The following is an 18,526-nucleotide window of genomic DNA, read 5'->3' on the forward strand; positions in this document are numbered from 1 at the left end:
GGAGCACACCGGCGGGCACACGGAGAAGGCCCCCCGCTCGCGCGGAGGGCCTTCCGGGCAAGTGCGCCGCCAGGGACTCGAACCCCGGACCCGCTGATTAAGAGTCAGCTGCTCTAACCAACTGAGCTAGCGGCGCTTGCGGGGACCATCATACGTGGTCGGAGGGGGTGGTCTCGACCACCCCCTCCGACCATCCCCTCCGCCCGGTGGGTCAGCCGGTCACCTCAGGCCGAAGGCCCTGATGATCTCCTGGCTCACCGAGCCGCCCGCGCCGTCGGACGCGCTCGCCTTCAGCGACACGGAGCCGCCGGGGTCGCGCGGAGTCCGGATCAGCGTCGTCCAGTGGCCCTTGCGGTCCTTGATCAGCAGCGTCGGCAGCCAAGTCCTGCCGTCGTCGTAGGAGACCGACAGCTTCGCCGAAACCGCCTTCGTCGCGCCGTCCAGCCACTCCTGCGTGGTGGACCCCAGACCGACCGGGATCAGCCGGCCGCCGGGCACATCGCCCGCGGTGTCGGTGGGCACGTCGTAGTCGAGCTGGAGCAGCTTGACGTCGTCCTGGCCGACGCCCTCGGGCAGCGGCCCCGAGACGAAGTTCCACTCGGTGTGCGTACGGATCGAGGTCCGCCACTCCTTGGCGTCCCGCGCCGAGTCGAGCACCAGCCGGTAGGGCAGCTTCTTCGCGGGCTGGTCCCAGATGCCGCCCGCCCGGCCGACTCCCTGGGCGACGAGGGTGTCGCCCTGGTAGGCGGCGTAGGTGGTGCGGCCGTCGTACTCGTCGGCGGGCATGTCGCCCGAGTGGCCCGCGCCGCCGTCCGTCCACGGCGTGATGTTGAACTGGATGTCGTTGTACGACGAGCGGTTCGGCCCCCAGAAGGCGGAGCCGAGGCGCGGCCGGAAGATCCCCCCGAACCAGGAGACCGCGTACGAACGGCCCGGTGTGAACGAGTCGTTGCCGCCGCGCTCCTCCAGGAGCTGGTTGCTGTAGTCCGCGTCGTAGACGGAGTGGTCCTCGTACCAGAATCCGGCGCCGTGCTCGGGCGAGACGTACTCGGTACGGGTGCCCGGGTAGGACTCCTGCTCGGCGAAACCGATGCCGAAGCCCCAGGCGGGGATGTCGTAGCGGAAGCCGGCGCCCGCGCGGGCGCGGTCGCCGTTGTAGGTGGCGGTGACCTTGGCCAGGTCGCGCCTGGGGTCGGGGGTGTAGGCCAGGGAGCGGTCAGGGATGGTGCCGTCGTGCTGGTCGAGCAGGTCGTAGACGACCCGGGTGTACTCGCGCTGTTCAACGCTCAGCGAGAGCTTGCCGCCTTTGGCGTCGGCGACGAGCTTCGCGCCCGCGCCCTGCTGGACGGAGACCACGGTCAGCGGCGTGTCCTGGTAGCCGTTGTCGGGGTCGGCGTAGGACTCCAGCAGCCTGCCGCGGCCGTCGTTGACGACGATCAGCAGCTTCGCGCCCGCGGCGGTCGCCGCCGCGGCCCGCTGGACCGGCGTGACGGCGTCGGAGCGCTCGACCACCACGACCTTGCCCCTGGCGTCCAGACCCCGGTAGCCGGCCGCGCCGCCCTGCCCGGCGTAGACCGCGCGGAGCGTGCCCTTGCCGTCGGTGACGGTGGCGCCGGGCTGCGGGGTGGTGTCCAGGTCCTGCCCGCGCCCGGTGACGGCGACCTGCCGCTCGCCGAGCCGCCAGCGGGTCAGGAAGTCGAAGGTGCCGTTGCCGACCTTGGCCGTCGGCGACGCGTACAGCGTGTCGTACGTCAGCGGCAGGACCGCCGCGTCACGGACGACCTCGCCGTCGGCGAAGGTGCGGGCGATGTCCACGTGGAGCTGCCGCGTCTGGGTCCGCTGACCCGGCACGGCCGCGCTGACCTTGCGCGCCTTGCTCGCGTCGAGCGTGACGGTGGTGTCCTTGCTGAGCACCGTCTCCGGGTTGATCAGCACGGCCAGGCCCAGCGAGTCCGGCGCGTCGCCTGCCACGTCGATCTCCGCGTACGCCATGTACGTGCCGGGCGCCAGCCGCAGCGTGCGCTCGCCGTCGACCGCGACCGGCGACGGGTTGGGGTTGCCCTCCTGCGCCAGCACGACGGTGCCCGCGGCGGGCTTTCCGTCCCGGCCGCGCAGCTTGACCGTGTAGTCGTACAGCTCCTGTTCCTTCTCCAGCGCGAAGCCGGTGTGCGCGACGACGTGTCCGGTCGCCGCGTCGGTCGCCAGCACCTGGCCGGAGAAGGTGGTCGCCGACGGCACCCCGGCCGGGTCGAGCGTCAGCGTGACGTCCGCGCTGCCGCCCGCGGCCACGGTGACGGACGGCGCCGACAGCGTGTACGCCGGGTCCTTGGTGTCCGTCGCCAGATCCAGCGTGACCGGGGCCTTGCCGCTGTTGCGGTACGTGATCACGCGGGTGGCCGGGGCCGCGCCGTCGTGCGGCCAGGAGTAGACGGCCGTGTCGACCGAACCTGTGGCCTGGACCGGGGAGTCGACCGCGGCCAGTACGTCGACCCGGCCGGTGCCCTGCTCGAACGGCGTGTAGTCGGCGAGCACCTTGGACGTGCTCATCAGCGCGTCCTTGAGCCGCGCCGCGGTCCAGTCGGGGTGCCGCTGCTTGAGGATCGCGGCGGCGCCCGCCACGTGCGGGGTGGCCATCGACGTACCGGACATCGTCTGGTAGCCGCCGCCGGGCATCGCCGCGGTGATGTCGACGCCGGGCGCCGACAGGTCCGGCTTGAGTCCGTAACCGCCGCTCAGCGGGCCCATGCTGGAGAAGTCGGCGCGCTGGTCGGACTTGTCGACGGCCGCCACGGTCAGCGCGTCGCGCGCCGAGCCGGGGGCGCCGATGGTGCCCGCGCCGTAGGAGTTGCCCGCGGCGATCACGTACAGCGGACCGCCGTTCGCCGACAGGGAGTTGACGGCCTGGGCCATCGGGTCGGTGCCGTCGTCGGGTATCGGGGAGCCGAGGCTCATGCTCACCACGTCGGCGCCCTGGGCCTTGGCCCACTCCATGCCCGCGATGATCCAGGAGTCCTGGCCCTCGCCCTCGTTCGAGAGCACCTTGCCGACCAGCAGCTTCGCGCCCGGCGCGACGCCCTTGTAACTGCCGTCGGAGGCCGCGCCGCTGCCCGCGATGGTGGAGGCGACGTGCGTGCCGTGGCCGTTGCCGTCGGTGACGGCCTGGCCGGGCACGAAGCTCTGCTCGGTGGCGATCCGGTCCTTCAGGTCGGGGTGGGTGTCGTCCACGCCGGTGTCCAGGACGGCGACCTTCTCGCCCGCGCCGTCGTAGCCCTCGGCCCACGCCTGCGGCGCGTTGATCTGCGGCACCGAGTCCTTGAGGTCGGCCGTCACCCGGCCGTCGAGCCACAGCTTGTCGATGCCGGTGGCGCCGTTGAGCGAACGGGCGTTGCCCGCCGGGCCCGTCAGGCCGGTCCAGAAGGCGCGGGACCGCTTCTTGTCGGCCTTCAGGGCCGCGCCGCCGATGCTCGGCAGCGTCCGTACGGTGCTCGCGCCGGCCGGAGCCGCGGGCTGCGACCGTGCCGTGCGGGCGGCGTCGGTCCAGGTGGCGATCAGCGGCAGTCCGGCGCTGTGCGCGTCGTCGTAGCCCATCGCGGTCAGGGCGGACACGTCGAACAGCCGCCGGTCCAGCTTCCCCGCGGCCAGCAGCGGCTCCGCCTCGTCGGGAATGACGTACGTGTCACCGCCGTACTGCTGGATCCGTACGATCCCCCGCGCTCCGGGCGCGCGGTCGACGGTGACGGTGTCCTGCTTGCCGGGGCCGTCGGCGATGTGCACGACATCGCCGGTGAGCAGGGTGACGGTGGTCGAGGTGGCGGAGGGGGTGGAGTTGGCTGACGAGGGCGCGGACCGCGGGGCCGCCGCGGGGGTCGCCGCGGCGGCGGGGCCCGTGGGCAGCAGGAGTGCGGTACCGAGGGCGAGCACGGTGGTGCCCGCCGGTACGGTGATCCGGCGTCGAGTCGAAGTCATGCACATGATCTACCGGCCGTACGCCCGCCACCGCACGGATCGGCGGTGGCGCGATTCCGCCTGGCGGCAATCCGCCGCCGCTTTGAGCCCGGCCCCGACCATCGGGTACGATCTCCCACGTCAGCAGGCGCCGCTAGCTCAGTTGGTTAGAGCAGCTGACTCTTAATCAGCGGGTCCGGGGTTCGAGTCCCTGGCGGCGCACATGCCCACGAAGGCCCTCCGTACACGCGGGGGGCCTTTGTCGTACCGAACCTTTGTCGTACCGAACGCTCGCCGTGCCGGGTCTTCGCCGTGCCGGGCTTTCGTCGTGCCGAGCCTGTGCCGTGGCGGATCAGATGCTGAAGGAGAGCAGGACCGGGGCCGCGCGGGTGTGGAGGGTGTCCACGGCGGGCTTGAGGCGGTGGGCCTGGGCGTACGGCATCGACAGCGCGAGGCAGGCGACCGTCTTGCCGATGGTGACCGGGATCGCGGCGCAGACGGTGCCGACCGCGTATTCCTGGAGGTCGAGCGTGGGCACCGAGGTCGGCTGCCGTTCGAGCTTGGTCAGCAGGACGCGGTCGTCCACGACGGTGCGCGAGGTCAGCCGGGCCGGGCGGTGCCGCGAGAGGTGTTCCATCCGGCCGTCGTGGTCGAGCTGCGAGAGCAGGCACTTGCCGACCGCGCTGGCGTGGGCGGAGGAGCGGAAGTCCACCCACTCGTTGACCTTCGGCGCGTTGGGGCCGTCGGCGAAGTCGATGACGTGCACCTCGCCGTCGTCGTACCGGCTGAAGTAGACGGCCGCGCCCACCTCGTCGCGCAGTTCGGCCAGGACCGTCTGGAGCTTCTCCGCGAGGGCGTGGTCGCGGTTGGCGGCGCCGAGGAGCACCATGGACTCGCCGATGACATATCCGCCGCCGGGCAGAAATCCGAGATAACGCTCGCGGCGCAGCATTGCCAGCAGATGGGAGAGATAGTCCAGCGGCACACCGATTTCGCGAGCCAACTGTTCGGCGGTGACGCCGTGCCGATGGGTGTCGACGGATTCGAGCACGCGCAGCGCGTACTGGACCGCGTACACCGGCTCGATCTGTCGGTGTTCAAGCGCCACGGTAGCCCCCTGCAGGTATGACCGTTTGCGTCCTGGCTGTCGCCGCCGGTCACGGACGGGTATCCGAGACGACCGGACCCGGCGGCTGGGCCGGTCTCCACGATAGCCCCAATCCCGTTTCAGGTAGAGGCGGTTGGCCGGTTATCCGGGGCTCTTCAAGCGTATATGCAGGAAGGGGCCACCCTGGCATATGCCGACGTCATTACCCGAAAAGGAAACGGCGGGGGAACCGTACAATCCGCGCCCGGGAATAACCGGACGCGGGCTCCGGTTGTCGGTCGGGCAGGGGTGGGGCAGACATGGGCACGGAGACGATCGAGGAGGCGCCCGCCGTGGGTGACGAACGACAGGGCGAACAGCAGGGCGAACGGACGGACGGGCGGTCCGTTACGGACGGCCGGTCCCGTACGGACGGCCGGGACGGCGACACCGGTACGCTCCGCGGCCGGGGCATCCGCGGCCCGGTCCGCGGCACCGCCCCCGTACCGCTGTCCGTACTGGATCTGGCCACCGTCGGCAGCGGCTTCACCGCCACCGACGCGCTGCGCACCAGCGTCGAGATCGCCAGGACCGCGGAGACCCGCGGCTACCACCGGATGTGGGTGGCCGAGCACCACTCGATGCCGGGCGTCGCCAGCTCCTCGCCCGCGGTGATCCTCGCCCACCTCGCCGCCCACACCCGCACGCTGCGGCTCGGCTCCGGCGGGGTGATGCTGCCCAACCACGCGCCGCTGGTGATCGCCGAGCAGTTCGGCACCCTGGAGGCGCTGGCCCCCGGCCGGATCGACCTCGGTCTCGGCCGCGCGCCCGGCACCGACGGCGCGACGGCCGCCGCGCTGCGCCGCACCGACCGGCTGCACGAGGGCGCGGACGAATTCCCGCAGCAGCTCGCGGAGTTGACCCGGTTCTTGGACGACGACTTCCCCGACGGGCACCGCTACGCGCGCATTCACGCCATTCCCGGCCCGGTGCAGGGCACGGCGCCCGGCGGCGTCCAGTCGGCGGGCCGCCCGAGCGTGTGGCTGCTGGGCTCCTCCGGCTTCAGCGCGCGACTGGCGGGCACGCTCGGCCTGCCGTTCTCCTTCGCGCACCACTTCTCGGCCGCCAACACCGTTCCCGCGCTGGCCCTTTACCGCGAGTCCTTCCGGCCCTCGGAGATCCTGGACCGCCCCTACGCCTCGATCGGCGTCGCCGCGCTGGCCGCCGACGACCCGGCCGAGGCGCGCCGCCAGGTGCTCTCCGGCGCGCTGAGCATGCTGCGGCTGCGCACCGGACGCCCCGGCCTGGTGCCGACGCCCCAGGAGGCCGAGGCGTACGAATTCAGCCCGGCGGAACGGGACTTCGTGGACTCGTGGCTGGTGAACATCATCCACGGCGACCCGGACACGGTGCGTACCGGACTCGACCAGCTCGTGGACCGCACCGGCGCCGACGAGTTGGTGATCACCGCCAACGCGCACACGCCGTCGGTCCGGCTGCGTTCCTACGACCTCATCGCGGACGCGTACGGCTTCCCGAAGGACATCGCGACGGCCTCCGCCGAGGCCCCGTCGGGTGTCTCCTCCGAGGTCGCCGCCGGTTAAAGACTCATTTCCGGCCGGTGCGTGGTCCAACGTCGCGCGACGGCCCCTGACCAGCCTTAAGTCAGCGTTAAAGCCGCTTGTCACCCGGTTGACGAGCGGCTTTGCCGTTGTCGCGGAACGCTACCGGCCGGTCGCCTTCCGCAGGATTGGTCTAGTCCAAGTCTGGTTCAGACCATTGACGTGCACTTGACGAGGGGTTATCCATTCACCAGCCCCCTGTTGTTCCTCCCTCTCCCCCCGGAGGTACTCGTGCAGTCCAGGAAGAGAGCGATCGTGGCAGCCGTCACGACCGCCGCCCTCACCGCCGGAGCGCTCACCGCGCTCGTCGCCGGAGTGGGCACAGCCCAGGCGGACACCACCGCCGCCGCCAAGCCCGCGGCCGCCGCCGCGAGCAGCGGCGGCGTGAAGATCGCCTATTACGACCAGTGGAGCGTGTACGGCAACGCCTACTACCCGAAGAACCTCGACACGTCGGGGGTGGCGGGCAAACTCGACATCCTCAACTACTCGTTCGAGAACATCGACCCCTCGAACCTGACCTGTTTCGAGGCCACCAAGGCGTCGGACTCCACGAACGAGTCCAACCCCAACGCCGGTGACGGCGCGGGCGACTCCTTCGCCGACTACCAGAAGTCGTTCGGCGCGGACATCAGCGTGGACGGTGTCGGCGACACCTGGAACCAGCCGATCGTCGGCAACTTCAACCAGCTCAAGAAGCTGAAGGCGAAGCACCCCAACCTGAAGATCGTCGCCTCGATCGGCGGCTGGACCTACTCCAAGTACTTCTCCGACGTGGCGGCCACGGACGCCAGCCGGAAGAAGTTCGTCAGCTCCTGCATCGACATGTTCATCAAGGGCAATCTGCCCGTGCAGGGCGGCTACGGCGGCCCCGGCAGCGGTGCCGGGATCTTCGACGGCTTCGACATCGACTGGGAGTACCCCGGCTCGCCCAACGGCCACGTGGGCAACCACTACAGCCCCAACGATAAGGCCAACTTCACCGCGCTGCTCGCGGAGTTCCGCACCGAGCTGAACGCGTACGGCACGGCCAACGGCAACAAGAAGATGCTGCTGACCGCCGCGCTCCCGGCCGGCCAGGACAAGATCGCGCAGATCGAGACCAACAAGGTCGGGCAGTACCTCGACTACGCGAACATCATGACGTACGACATGCACGGAGCCTGGGACGCGACCGGTCCGACCAACCTCCAGGACCCGCTGTACCAGTCGCCGACCGACCCGTCCACGGCGATCCCGCCGGGCACCGAGAAGTACAGCACCGATCACGCCATCAACGCGTGGATCAACGGTAATTCGGCCTACGGCATCGCGGGCGGCTTCCCGTCCACGAAGATCACCATGGGCTACCCGCTGTACTACCGCGGCTGGACCGGCGTACCCGCGGGCAGCAACCACGGCCTGTACCAGTCCGCTTCGGGCCCCGCCCCGGCGCGCGGCATCAGCCAGGTCGCGGGCACCGCGTACTACAAGGAGCTCACCGGGCTCGTGGACAACGCCTCCACGACGTTCTACGACCCGAGCACCCAGGCCAACTGGTTCTACAACGGGACCGAGTTCTGGACCGGCCTCGGCGCCCAGGCGATCCAGGCCAAGGCGGACTACGCGCACTGCCACAACCTGGCCGGCTCGATGATGTACTCGCTGCTCGACCTCGATCCCGCCGCCACCCTCTTCAACAAGATCGTGACGGCGACCAACGGGTCCGCGTCCGGCTGCGGCACGACCACCACGCCGCCGACCACCCCGCCGACCACGCCTCCCACCACCCCGCCGACGACGCCCCCCACGACGCCGCCGACGACCCCGCCCACCACGCCTCCGACCACCCCGCCGGGCGGCACCTGCACCCTGCCGTCCTGGTCCGCCTCCGCGGTCTACGTCGGTGGCAACCAGGTCTCCTGGAAGGGCCACAAGTGGAACGCCAAGTGGTGGACCACCAATGAGGAGCCCGGTACGACCGGGGAATGGGGCGTGTGGCAGGACCTCGGGGCCTGCTGACGCGGCTCACCTCCTGACCGCATGACCCGGGGCCCGCGTCCTTTCTCCCCCCAAGGACGCGGGCCCCTTCCGCGTGCCGCCGTCCCGCGGCGCGTGCCGCCCCGGTCCCGCGGCGCGTGCCGCCTCAGTCCAGCAGCGCGGAGATCGCCGCTGCCGCCACGGGGCGCGAGTAGTGCCAGCCCTGGCCCGTGTCGCAGCCGATCCGCCGCAGGCGCTCCGCCTGCTCCGCGTTCTCCACGCACTCCGCCGTCACCGTCAGACCGAGCCGGTGGGCCAGTTCGACCAGCGCCTCGACGATCGTCTCGTCGGCCGGGTTGGGGTGTTCCGCGGAGCGGAAGCCCTGCACGAAGGAGCCGTCCAGCTTCAGGGCCGAGACCGGGAGGCGGCTCATGTAGGCGAGGTTGGAGTAACCGGTGCCGAAGTCGTCGATGGCGATCCGTACGCCCATCTCGTCCAGGGCGTGCAGCGCCTGGAGGGGACGGCCGGCGGAGCCCATCACGGCGGACTCGGTGAGTTCCAACTGGAGCAGCCGCGGCGGCAGACCGGTGTCGGCGAGGATCGCGGCGACGTCGGCGACCAGGTCGGAGTCCCAGACCTGGCGTACGGCCACGTTGACACTGACCACCAACGGCGCCTCGGGGTGGGCCAGTTGCCAGGCGCGGGCCTGGCGGCAGGACTCGGCGAGCACCCAGCGGCCGAGCTGGACGATGGAGCCGTCCTCCTCGGCGAGACCGATGAAGCGGTTGGGCGCCAGCCGCCCGAAGTGCGGGTGCTCCCAGCGCACCAGCGCCTCGACACCGCGCAGCTCGCCCGAGTCGAGGGCGACCAACGGCTGGTAGTCCAGGACGAATTCGCCGCGCTCGACGGCCTGCCGCAGCGTACGGGACAGAGCCTGACGGGTCATCCGGTGCTCGTTGCGCTCCGGGTCGAAGAGCGTCCAGCGCGCCTTGCCGTCGGCCTTGGCCCAGTACAGCGTGGTGTCGGCGGCCTGCATCAGACCGGTGGCCGACGTGCCCGCCGCCTCCCGTTCGACCACGCCGATGCTGGCGGAGACCGCGAGCCGGTGGCCGCCCACGTCGAACGGCGGCTGGAGCGCGGCCAGTACGGCCTCGGCCAGATCCGTCGCCTGCCCCGTACCGGTGGAGTCCCGTACCAGCAGGGCGAATTCGTCGCCGCCGAGCCGCGCCACCAGGTGCCCGCCGGGCTCGGCGCAGGCCAGCAGGCGGCGGCCCACGGCGGCCAGCAGTTCGTCGCCGACGCGGTGGCCGAGTGTGTCGTTGACCGCCTTGAAGCCGTCCAGGTCCAGATAGCACAGGCCGATCCGGCCGGTCCGGCTGCCGTGGTCGCCGACGGCGGCCGACAGCCGCTCGAAGAACAGCGCGCGGTTGGGCAGTCTGCTGACCGGGTCGTGCATGCGCAGGTGCCGCAGCTCCTCGCGCAGGGTGTCCCGTTCGCCGACGTCCTCGACGGACAGCAGCAGCGGGCGGGCGCCGGTGCGCGAGAGCGTGATCTCGGCGTGCACGGTGCTGCCGTCCGGCCGGGTGATGCCGCGCGTGCAGCGCAGCCGTTCGCGGCGGCCGGTGAGCACGTCGTGGAAGGCGGCGCGGGCGTGCCGGTCGCCGCTCAGGCCGAGGAGCGCGGCGGCGCCCGTGGCGCTCATCCGCTCGGGCGAGGCGCCCAGCAGCGCGCCGAGCGCGCCGTTGGCCTCCAGGACCGTGCCGTCGGGGGCGAGCAGCGCCATCGCGGTCTGGGCGATGGCGAAGGCGGCCCGGTAGTCGCGCAGGTCGGCGTCGCCCGGCCGCGCGGCCGTACTTCCCTGCCCCGCCGTCCGTCCGGCCGGCTGCGGTTCCGCGCCGCCGCCGGAGTGTGGGGCAGAGGTGTGACTGTGCGTGATGACTTGTGCTGTGCTTTCGGGCTCGACACCTGGGCCGCCCGAGGGTCCGCCCATGGCCCGCTCCCCGCTTCGCGCTCGTCTCGATCGCGATCATATGGGCTGGCGGAGTTGGTGTTCCAGCGCCCTGGTGGTGATTCTCCGCACGTGTGCTGACGGATCGACCGAACGTGTCCGAACGGATCGCTCATGTGATCGCATCCCCGGGGACATTACGCACCGTAGTGACCGCTGCGCGACGCCCGTACGCCTCCCGCACACCGCCCGGCTGGAGCAGTCGGACAGGACATATCGTCACATTCCATAGCAATGTGGGGGAGGTGTCCCGAACGGGTTCACGAATCCTCCCCGGAGGTCCATGTGCGGCGGTCAGCCAGCTCGTCAGGCTCCTCAGGCGTCTCGATAGGCGTACCGCCCCGCGCGCGGCGGCGTGTCCTGCGCTCCGCCGCGGCGGCGCTCAGCGTCTTCAGCGCCGTGGTCGCCTGGACGCTGACGACCGGCCCCGCCGCGTCCGCCGCCGTCGGCAGCGCCTGCCTCCTGCCGCGCACCGGCGCCCACCACTCCGAGGGCGTCGACACCTGGGAGAGCGGCTACACCCGGCCGACCGGCCACATGAAGGCCCTCATGGTCTTCCTCGACTTCCCCGGCACCGCGCCCGACCTCACCACCCGGCAGGTCGCCGCCGACCACTTCCCGGCCACCACCCGCTTCTTCGACCGCGCCTCGTACGGCCGCTTCGACCTCGGCGTCCACCCCGTCACCCGCTGGCTGCGCATGCCGCGCCCCGCCACCGACTACGCGATCAGCCGCGACTGGAACGCCGCCGACCGCACCGCCTACCTGCGCGACGCCATCGCCGCCGCCGACCCGGTGGTCGACTTCCACGGCTACGACGTCGTCTACCTCGTCGCCGACCCCGACGCGCCCGGCGTCGACTCCGACGCCACCAAGGTCGTCAACCTCTCCACCCCGATCACCGTCGACGGCACCCCGCTGCGCCGGCTCGTCACCGTCTTCGAACGGCACCCGCCGGACCGCAACGTGCTCGCCCACGAGACCGGCCACGTCTTCGACCTGCCCGACCTGTACTACCGGCCGCCCGCGGGCAGCAACGCCGACTGGGACACCCACGTCGGCGACTGGGACCTGATGGGCAGCCAGTTCGGCCTCGCGCCCGACCCCTTCGCCTGGCACAAGTGGAAGCTCGGCTGGATCACCTCCGACCAGGTCGGCTGCGTCACCCGCGCGGGCACCACCTACCAGGACCTCAGCCCCGACGAGACCCCCGGCGGCACCAAGCTGATCGTCGTACGCACCGGGCCCGACACCGCCCTCGCCATCGAGGCGCGCACCGCCACCGGCAACGACCACGCCGCCTGCCGCCAGGGCGTCCTGCTCTACAAGGTGCGCTCCGACATCGAGTCGGGCGACGGACCCATCGCGGTGATCGACGGCCACCCGCACACCTCCGCGTGCCGGGCCACCTCCGTCTACCCGCCGCTGGCCGACGCGCCGCTGGGCGTGGGGGAGTCCTACGCCGTACCCGACGGCTCCACCCGCGTGACGGTCTCCGCCCACAATTCGGACGGCACCTGGACGGTCAAGATCGTCGAGGGGTCGCCCGTCGGCGACGACACCGGCCACAGGAGCTAACGCCATGGCCTCCACCAAGGGGTCTGGACCGCGCCGCCCGGCCACGACGGGGTCGGGGCCGCGCCGGCTGACCCGGACCGGACTGCGCTGCACCGCGCTCTTCGCGCTCGGGCTGCTCGCCGTCGGCAGCACCGTCTCCGCGGGCCCGCGCACCGCCGCGCTCAACGCCTCGCCGCCGCCCGCCGCCCGGCCCTGCGCCCTGCGGGCCGTCCCCGGCGTCGCCATGTCCGAGGGCTTCCCCGACAGCTCCAGCCGCGGCCCCAACGCCGAATTCGCCCCCTCCACCGGCACCCTGCACGCCCTGACCCTGCTGATCGACTTCCCCGACGCGCCCGCCCAGTACAGCGCCGCCGACCGCTACGGCGAGTTCTTCCCCGCCGTCAAGAAGTGGTACGCCGTCAGCTCGTACGGCCGCCTCGACTACGAGTCCACGCCGGTGCTGCGCTACATACGGATGCCGCGGCCCTTCAGCGCGTACGGGATCGGCCGCGGCTACGGCTGGGACGCCCACACCGAGATGATGCGCGACCTGCTCAAGGTCGCCGACCACTCCATCGACTTCCGCGGCTACGACCTGGTCAACATCCTCGTCACCCCCAACGCGGGGCCGCCCGCCGACGAGGCGGTGCTCTCGGTCACCTGGACCGGCGCGTCCGCCGCGACCACCGACGACGGCGCCCACCTCGACAAGGTCTCCCTCATCTACGGGCACGACCAGTCGGGCCCGCGCGTCCTCAGCCACGAGAACGGCCACGCGCTCGGCCTGCCCGACCTCTACGCCGCCGACGACTTCCCGCGCACCGACACGCTCGCCGGGCAGTGGGACAGCATGTCGCTCGACTGGGGACTGCAGGGCGACCTGTTCGCCTGGCACAAGTGGAAGCTCGGCTGGCTCGACGACAGCCAGATCGCCTGCGTCACCGGCCGCACCGACACGACCTACGAACTCGGCGCCGTCGAGATCCCCGGCGGACGCAAAGCCGTCGTGATCCCGTACAGCCGCACCGGGGTCTTCGTCCTGGAGGCCAGGCAGCAGCTCGGCAACGACAAGGACGCGTGCCGCGCGGGCGTGCTCGCCTACCGGGTCCGCACCGACGTCGACTCGGGCAAGGGCCCGGTGACCGTCGTGGACGCCCATCCCCGCACCTCCGCCTGCGACTTCAGCAGCGGCGCCTTCAACTCCCTGAACGACGCGCCCTTCAGCGTCGGCGAGGGCTCTACCGACAAGGCGTCCGGGCTGACCTTCAAGGTGCTGGGAAGGACAGCGGCGGGCGCGTGGAAGATCCACGTCACCCGCCGCTGATCAGGCGTCAGAAACCGTACTCAGTCCAGCAGTTCGGCGTTGAGCGTGATCGTCGTGCCCGCGAGCGCCTTGCTGACCGGGCAGTTCTCCTTGGCGCCCTGCGCCGCCGCCTCGAAGTCACCGGCGGAGATGCCGGGGACACGCGCCTTCACCGTCAAGACGATGCCGGTGATGCCCTCACCCGGCTGGAAGGTCACGTCGGCCTGCGTCTGCACCGACTCGGGCGGGGTGCCCGCGCCCGCCAGGCCGTGCGAGAGCGCCATCGAGAAGCAGGAGGAGTGGGCCGCGGCGATCAGCTCCTCGGGGCTGGTCTTGCCGTTCGCCTCCTCCGCGCGGGAGGCCCACGTCACGTCGTACGAGCCGACGCCCGAGGTGTCGAGCGAGACGGTCCCGGCGCCGCCCATCAGCGGGCCCTTCCACTGGGTCGTCGCGGTGCGGGTGGTTGCCATGGTGAAGCCTCCAAGAGGTACCGACGGATGGCGGGAACGCCTCCTGAACGCTACCTCGCGCGCGCCACGATCAGCGCGCGGGGAAGCTGTATGTCCAGCCCTGCGCGTCGAGCCTGTCCAGCAGCCGCGACAGCGCCCGCACCGTCTGGGCGCGGTCGCCGCCGCCGTCGTGCATCAGCACGATGGAGCCGGGGCGCAGTTGACGGTCGATGTTCGCCAGCACCTTGGCGGTGCCGGGCCGCTCCCAGTCGCGGGAGTCCACCGTCCAGCCCAGCGGGCGCAGCCCGTGGCCGGCGGCGATGTGACGGATCGTCGGGGTGAAGTCGCCGCCGGGCGCCCGGTAGTACCAGAGCTTCGCGCCGGCGCCCGCGGCCTTGGTTATCTCGCGCTGCGCGTCGACTATCTCGTGCGTGTTGTACGCCGCGGACCTGCTGCTCTGCCGCTCGTTGTGGTGCACGGAGTGGTCGCACAGCCGGTGGCCCGCCGTGGTGATCTGCCGGACCAGGTCGGGGTGGGCGGCGGCGTTGGGGCCGATCTCGCAGAAGGTCGCCTTCGCGTGGTGCGCGGCCAGCAGCGCCAGGACCTGCGGGGTCCAGCGCGGGTCGGGGCCGTCGTCGAAGGTCAGCGCGACGGACCTGCCGCCGTCCTCGGTGGAGTGCTGGATCGACTCGCCGGCCGGGGCGCCGGTGGCGGGGCTCCCCGAGGGGTCGGCGGGACCGGCCGAGGGGTCCAGGGGCCCGGTCGGCTGCCCGGGGACCGTCTGCGACGGGACGGTCCCGGACGGATCGGTGGGCACGGGACCCGTCCGCGACGGACCGGTCGGTGCGGGACCGTTCTGCGCGGGACCCGGTCCGGACGGCTGCGAGCCGGACGGATCGCCCGGCGGAGAGGTCCGCTGGGACGGGATGCCCGCGGCCGGGCCGGACGCCTCACCCGACGCGGTCGAGGACGGCGCGCGCGACGAGGCCCGCGCGTCGTCCGCCCCGCTCGCCGCTGCCCCGCCGTGCTGTGTGCCGCACGCCGCGAGCGCGGTCCCGGCGAGCGCCGCGGTGGCCACCGCGGCGGCGGTCCGCCGTACGGCCGTGCGGCTCAACATCCCAGATCGTCCGGTTTTGTACGTCATGCGGACCACCGTAAACATGCTCCGAACGGGTGATGCAAGGCCCCCCGCCCCGCGCCCGGCCCCGGGGAACCCGCCCCGCGCCCCCGCGAATCCGGCCGCGCACCCCCCGCGACCCGCCGCGCGGCACGGTCAGCGGCGACGTACCAACGGGAAAGGCAGCGTCTCACGGATCGTCCGGCCCGTGAGGAACATCACCAGCCGGTCCACCCCGATCCCCAGCCCGCCGGTCGGCGGCATCGCGTACTCCAGCGCCGTCAGGAAGTCCTCGTCCAGCTCCATCGCCTCCGGGTCGCCGCCCGCCGCCAGCAGCGACTGCCGGGTCAGCCGGGCCCGCTGCTCCACCGGATCGGTCAGCTCGGTGTACGCCGTGCCCAGCTCCGTGCCGTACGCCACCAGGTCCCAGCGCTCGGCCAGCCGCGGATCGGTGCGGTGCTGCCTGGTCAGCGGCGAGACCTCGGCCGGGAAGTCCTTGTAGAAGCACGGCGTGGTGGTGCGCTCCTCCACCAGCCGCTCGTACATCTCCAGCGCCACGTCGGCCGGGCCGTCCTCCGGGCCGTACGGCACCCCCGCCCGGTCGCACAGCGCGCGCAGCCGCGCCAGCGGCGTCCCCGCGTCGACCTCCTCGCCCAGCGCCAGCGAGATCGCCCCGAACACCGTCCGCACCGGCCACCGCCCCGACAGGTCGACCTCCGCGCCGTCCGGCCGCCGGGCGGTCTGCCCGCCGTTCGCCGCGACGGCCGCCGCCTGGATCAGCTCCCGCGCCAGATCGAGCATCACGTCGTAGTCCGCGAACGCCTGATACGCCTCCAGCATCGTGAACTCGGGGTTGTGCTTGTACGACACACCCTCGTTGCGGAAGGTCCTGCCCAGCTCGAAGACCCGCTCCACCCCGCCGACGCACAGCCGCTTCAGATACAGCTCGGGCGCGATCCGCAGATACAGGTCGAGGTCGTAGGCGTTGATGTGCGTGGTGAACGGGCGGGCGTTCGCGCCGCCGTGCACCGGCTGGAGCATCGGCGTCTCGACCTCCAGGAAGCCGCGGTCGGCCAGCGTCGTACGGACCGCGCCGACGGCCGCGCTGCGGGCGGTGAGCAGGGAACGCGCCTCGGGGGAGACCACCAGCGCCAGATAGCGCTGCCGCACCCGCGCCTCCGGGTCGGTCAGGCCGCGCCGCTTGTCCGGCAGCGGGTGCAGGCACTTGCCGGTCAGCGTCCAGGAGTACGCCTCCGCGGTCGGCTCACCGCTGCGGCTGACCGTCATCGCCCCCTCGACCCGGAGCAGGTCGCCGAGGTCCACGCCCGACTCGAACTCCCGCAGACCGTCCCGTCCGAGACGATCCCTGGTCAGCATGATCTGGAGGTCGCCCGACCAGTCCCGCAGCGTCACGAAGACGACCCCGCCGTGGTCGCGCACCCGCAGCACCCGGCCCGCGACCGCCACCGCGCTGCCCGCCCCCGCCGTACGCGCCACCGCCAGCGTGTGCGTCGGCCCCGCGCTCACCGGATACGGGTCGACGCCGTCGCGCCGCATCCCCTCGACCTTGGCCAGGCGCACACGGACCTGCTCGGCGGGGCCGTGCGGGTCCGCGGGGGCGTGACGGCCGCGCTCGGCCGCGGCGGCCGTCACGCTCGCCGTCGTCATCCCCGCCGCCGTACCGCCCACCACGCCCGCCGCCGCACCGGCCACCGCCGTACCGCCCACCGCGCCCGCTCCCGTACCGCCCGCCGCGGACCGGCGGCGGCGCCGGAAGCGCAGGCTCGGGAGTTCCACGAAACCCTCGGCGATGCCCGAGGCCAGGCCGATCCTGGCCATGTCCTTGCCGTCGGCGTAACACAGGTACCGCGGGTACCAGTGCGGCTGGTACTTCACGTTCGAGCGGTACATCGCCTCCAGCTGCCACCAGCGGGAGAAGAACAGCAACAGCCGCCGCCACATCCGCAGGACGGGCCCCGCGCCGATCCGGGCGCCCTCCTCGAAAGCGGACCTGAACACCGCGAAGTTCAGCGAGACCCGCCGGACACCCAGCGCGCCCGCGCCCGCGGCCAGCTCGGTGACCATGAACTCCATGATCCCGTTGGGCGCCGTACGGTCCCGCCGCATCACGTCGAGCGACACCCCGTCGTGCCCCCACGGCACGAACGACAGCAGCGCGGTCACCCGCCCCTTGTCGTCCAGCGCCTCCACCAGCAGGCACTCGCCGTCCGCCGGGTCGCCGAGCCGCCCCAGCGCCATCGAGAAGCCGCGCTCGGTGTCGGTGTCCCGCCAGGCGTCCGCCAGCCGTTCGACCTCCCGCAGCTCCTCGGGCGACAGGTCGTGGTGCCGCCGGATACGGGTGGTCGCCCCGGTCCGCCGCACCCGGTGCACCGCCTGCCGGATACCGCGCATCTCGCGGCCCGCCAGGTCGAAGTCCGTCACGTCGAGAATCGCCTCGTCGCCCAGCTCCAGCGCGCCGAGCCCCGCCCGCGCGTACGCCTTCGCGCCCTCCTCGCCCGCGCCCATCACCGCCGGCACCCAGCCGTACGCCCCCGCGTGCGCCAGCCACGCGTCGATCGCCGGACCCCACGCCTCCGGGTCGCCCAGCGGATCACCGCTGGCCAGACAGACCCCCACCTCCACCCGGAACGTCACCGCGGACTTGCCGCTCGGCGAGAACACCACCGACTTGTCGCGCCGCGTCGCGAAGTAGCCCAACGAGTCCTTGTCCCCGTACCGCGCCAGCAGCGCCCGGATGCGGTCCTCGTCGTCCCCCCGCAGCGCCGCCTCCATCCGCTGCGACCTGAACAGCGCCGCCGCCGCGCACAGCAGCGCCGCCGCGCCGAACAGGCCCAGCCAGAAATTCGTCCAGTACGGCGGCCGGCCGATGTCCGGCAGGTCGTTCACCCCGCCGACCACCTTGTTGACCGCCCACCGCAGCCGGTTCCCGCCCTCCAGCGTCCCCGGGAACAGCGTCAGCAGCCCCCACCCCAGCAGCACCCCGATCGCCAGCCCGCACACCAGCACCAGCAGCGCCCGCCAGAACGCCCCCTTGCGCACCCGCGCCGAGAACTCGCCCCGCGCGGCGATCACCGCGCCCAGCACCGTGCCCGTGATCAGCAGCGCCGGGATCGCGCTCCAGTCGCGCACCGCGATCAGCACCAGATTCGCCACCACGGTCAGACCGAGGAAGACCGCCACGATCCAGTACGCCACCCGTTTGCGGGCCGCCATCGCGCCGCCCAGCAGCACCAGGAACGCCGCGTACGCCAGATTCGGCGACGCCGGCACCGTCAGGATCTCCACCCACCGGCGCACCGGGTCCAGCAGGGGCCGCAACGGGGAGACGACGGCCAGGGTGGCGCAGAACAGGGCCAGAATCCCGAAGAATTCTCCGAACCAGCCCGGCATTCTGGGCGCCACCCGCCCCCACGCCACCTTCCCGGGCATCGGCTCCGCCTCTCCTCCCACGCACCTGG

10 protein-coding genes and 2 tRNA genes are annotated in these 18,526 nt (G+C 72.2%); 5 read left to right on the plus strand and 7 right to left on the minus strand.

Translation table 11 applies throughout. The annotated features are described in order from the left end of the window. Positions 1-62 precede the first annotated feature (62 nt). Together ACZ37P_RS16445 and ACZ37P_RS16450 are read right to left on the minus strand one after the other, a co-directional pair. Positions 63-136 (minus strand) — tRNA-Lys (locus ACZ37P_RS16445). 83 nt (positions 137-219) lie between these two features. Beyond that, on the minus strand, positions 220-3,966 hold the full coding sequence (locus ACZ37P_RS16450; protein WP_467346942.1) for a S8 family peptidase: 3,747 nt from the start codon (positions 3,964-3,966) through the stop codon (positions 220-222). A gap of 127 nt (positions 3,967-4,093) precedes the next feature. On the opposite strand from ACZ37P_RS16450, the gene ACZ37P_RS16455 reads away from it, so the two are divergent. Next, positions 4,094-4,167: transfer RNA gene (locus ACZ37P_RS16455), tRNA-Lys, on the plus strand. A 130-nt stretch (positions 4,168-4,297) separates the two neighbouring features. Here the strand turns inward: ACZ37P_RS16455 and ACZ37P_RS16460 are convergent. Then, complete coding sequence (locus ACZ37P_RS16460; RefSeq protein WP_355343212.1) at positions 4,298-5,053, minus strand: IclR family transcriptional regulator; 756 nt, start codon at positions 5,051-5,053, stop codon at positions 4,298-4,300. Between the two features lie 299 nt (positions 5,054-5,352). On the opposite strand from ACZ37P_RS16460, the gene ACZ37P_RS16465 reads away from it, so the two are divergent. Together ACZ37P_RS16465 and ACZ37P_RS16470 are read left to right on the plus strand one after the other, a co-directional pair. Further along, positions 5,353-6,636 (plus strand): LLM class flavin-dependent oxidoreductase, encoded by a 1,284-nt coding sequence (locus ACZ37P_RS16465; RefSeq protein WP_467346944.1) that lies wholly within the window; start codon positions 5,353-5,355, stop codon positions 6,634-6,636. Between the two features lie 270 nt (positions 6,637-6,906). Further along, on the plus strand, positions 6,907-8,655 hold the full coding sequence (locus ACZ37P_RS16470; protein ID WP_467347226.1) for a glycosyl hydrolase family 18 protein: 1,749 nt from the start codon (positions 6,907-6,909) through the stop codon (positions 8,653-8,655). A gap of 124 nt (positions 8,656-8,779) precedes the next feature. Here ACZ37P_RS16470 and ACZ37P_RS16475 read toward each other — a convergent pair whose 3' ends face one another. Next, on the minus strand, positions 8,780-10,603 hold the full coding sequence (locus ACZ37P_RS16475) for a putative bifunctional diguanylate cyclase/phosphodiesterase (protein ID WP_355343218.1): 1,824 nt from the start codon (positions 10,601-10,603) through the stop codon (positions 8,780-8,782). Positions 10,604-10,855: 252 nt separating this feature from the next. On the opposite strand from ACZ37P_RS16475, the gene ACZ37P_RS16480 reads away from it, so the two are divergent. Both ACZ37P_RS16480 and ACZ37P_RS16485 read left to right on the plus strand, forming a co-directional pair. Further along, complete coding sequence (locus ACZ37P_RS16480) at positions 10,856-12,199, plus strand: M6 family metalloprotease domain-containing protein (protein ID WP_467346946.1); 1,344 nt, start codon at positions 10,856-10,858, stop codon at positions 12,197-12,199. 4 nt (positions 12,200-12,203) lie between these two features. Continuing rightward, entirely contained in the window at positions 12,204-13,502 is a 1,299-nt protein-coding gene (locus ACZ37P_RS16485; protein WP_401304863.1) for a M6 family metalloprotease domain-containing protein, read from the plus strand. Positions 13,503-13,522: 20 nt separating this feature from the next. Here ACZ37P_RS16485 and ACZ37P_RS16490 read toward each other — a convergent pair whose 3' ends face one another. From ACZ37P_RS16490 to lysX, 3 genes are all read right to left on the minus strand, one after another. Further along, entirely contained in the window at positions 13,523-13,951 is a 429-nt protein-coding gene (locus ACZ37P_RS16490) for an OsmC family protein (protein WP_355343227.1), read from the minus strand. Between the two features lie 70 nt (positions 13,952-14,021). Next, positions 14,022-15,074: a polysaccharide deacetylase family protein gene (locus ACZ37P_RS16495; RefSeq protein ID WP_467346948.1), complete on the minus strand. Its 1,053-nt coding sequence runs from the start codon at positions 15,072-15,074 to the stop codon at positions 14,022-14,024. Between the two features lie 129 nt (positions 15,075-15,203). Beyond that, a complete protein-coding gene (gene lysX, locus ACZ37P_RS16500) occupies positions 15,204-18,497 on the minus strand; it encodes a bifunctional lysylphosphatidylglycerol synthetase/lysine--tRNA ligase LysX (protein WP_467346949.1) in 3,294 nt (1,097 codons plus the stop codon). Positions 18,498-18,526: the final 29 nt, after the last annotated feature.

Source organism: Streptomyces sp. NPDC024632 (assembly GCF_055559175.1).